The organism is Streptomyces sp. rh34 (genome assembly GCF_002551245.1).
In the GTDB taxonomy this organism is placed as follows: domain Bacteria; phylum Actinomycetota; class Actinomycetes; order Streptomycetales; family Streptomycetaceae; genus Streptomyces.
On sequence record NZ_NTGZ01000507.1, the window covers coordinates 1 to 1,817 of the forward strand.

Annotated in this window: 2 protein-coding genes and 1 pseudogene; 2 read left to right on the top strand and 1 reads right to left on the bottom strand. The window is 72.8% G+C overall.

The genetic code is table 11. The features are described 5' to 3' along the window. On the top strand, nt 1-1,060 hold a 1,060-nt coding region (locus CR470_RS37740; RefSeq protein WP_097872257.1), incomplete at its 5' end, for a CapA family protein. A 6-nt stretch (nt 1,061-1,066) separates the two neighbouring features. On the opposite strand, the gene CR470_RS37745 is transcribed toward CR470_RS37740, so the two are convergent. After that, nucleotides 1,067-1,528 (bottom strand): universal stress protein, encoded by a 462-nt coding sequence (locus CR470_RS37745; protein WP_097872259.1) that lies wholly within the window; start codon nt 1,526-1,528, stop codon nt 1,067-1,069. A gap of 152 nt (nt 1,529-1,680) precedes the next feature. Between CR470_RS37745 and CR470_RS41005 the strand changes: the two are divergent. Next, nucleotides 1,681-1,817 (top strand): annotated as a pseudogene (locus CR470_RS41005) (polysaccharide deacetylase family protein); the annotation flags it as partial.

A 1,817-nucleotide genomic window follows, 5' to 3' on the forward strand; every position in this document is an offset into this window, starting at 1 on the left:
CGCGGAGGGCCCCCGCCCCTTCACGCTTCTCGCCGCCGGCGACGTACTGCCGCACTCCTCCGTGATCGACCGGGCCGCAGCCGACGCGGGCGGCCAGGGCTACGACTTCGCCCCGATGCTGGCGGGCGTCGCCCCGGTCGTCTCCGGCGCGGACCTGGCGTTCTGCCATATGGAGACGGTGTACGGCAAGGAAGGTGGCCCGTACACCGGCTACCCGAGCTTCAAGTCGCCGCCCGAGGTCGCCGCCGCCCTGCGCACCACCGGGTTCGACTCCTGCTCCACCGCCTCCAACCACACCCTCGACGACGGGGCCGAGGGGGTCCGGCGCACGCTCGGAGCCCTGGACAGGGCGGGCATCCGGCACGCCGGCTCCGCCCGCACCGCCGCCGAGGCCGCCCGGCCCACGATCCTGCCCGCCGGACCGGGGAAGGGTGCGGCCAAGGTCGCCCACCTCGCGTACACCTACGGCACCAACGACATCCCGGTGCCCGCCGACCGGCCCTGGACGGTCAACGTGACCGACGAGCGCAGCATCGTCGAGGAGGCCAGGGCGGCCCGGCGGGCCGGCGCCGACGTCGTCGTGCTCTCCGCCCACTGGGGCACCGAATGGCAGGACGAGCCCGACGCGAAGCAGGTGGAGCTGGCCCGGCGGCTCACCGCGTCCGCCGACGGGGGCCGCCCCGACCTTGATCTGATCATCGGCACGCACGCCCATGTGCCGCAGGCCTACGAGAAGGTCAACGGGACCTGGGTGGTCTACGGCATGGGCGACCAGATCGCCGGCGCGATGATCAACTACGAGGGTGTCCAGGACCCGCGAGGCAACCAGAGCTCGATGGGCCGCTTCACCTTCGCGCCGCCCGCGAAACCCGGCGAGCGCTGGATTGTGAAGAAGGCGGAGTTCGTCCCGCAGTGGTACGACACCGTCACCGGACGCGCCATCAACCTCAACGCCTCCCTCGACGGCGGGGCCGAGCACCTCCGTGAGGTCCGCGACCGCATCCGCGCCGTGGTCCTCGGCCGGGGAGCGGAGGACGACGGGCTCCTCATGGGCAAGTGAACGCCTTTACGGCACCACGGTGACCGGCCAGAGCCCCGCCTTCACCAGCCGCACCGCGACCGAACCGATGAAGCGGTGCCCGGCCGACTCCGACGTCCCGACCACCACCGCGTCCGCCTTGAGCTCGTCGGCCGCCGTCACCAGCCCGTTGTAGGGGTCGCCCCGGAAGGTGTGGAACTCCCAGCGCAGGTTCCCCGCGTCGCTGAAGCGCTCGGCCGCCGCGCGGATCTCGGAGACCAGGTCCTCCGCGACCTCACCCGTGGTGTCGCCCACCGGCACGCCCAGCGCCGCGCCCGCCGTCATGACCGGCTGGACGTACACCAGGGCCAGCATGGCGTTCTGCCGACGGGCCAGTCCGGCGGCGTAGGCCGCCGCGCGCATCGATGAATCGGAGCCGTCGAGCCCCGCGACGATCACCTTGGGGCCGTCCGTACCGCGTTCGAACCGATGAGGCTGCTGCTCTGTCACGGTTCCGAGGCTATCGGCTCGCCCTGGTGGGGCGGGTCCGGGCCACCGGCCGGCCCGGACGGAGATGGATAAACTGCGTCGATCGGGTACAAAACGGGCGGAGTTCGGTGTCGGCGGCCGGAGCGGACGTCGGGCCGTGCGAGCAGTTGGCCATGAGAAGTGATCACACCGGACCCGAGCGCCGCACCCTGCTGAGGGTCGCCCTCGGCCTCGGAACCGCCACCGCCGTGCACCTGATCGCCGCCGATCCGGCGTCGACGCCCAGCCGCCCCGCGCGCGCCGCGGACCT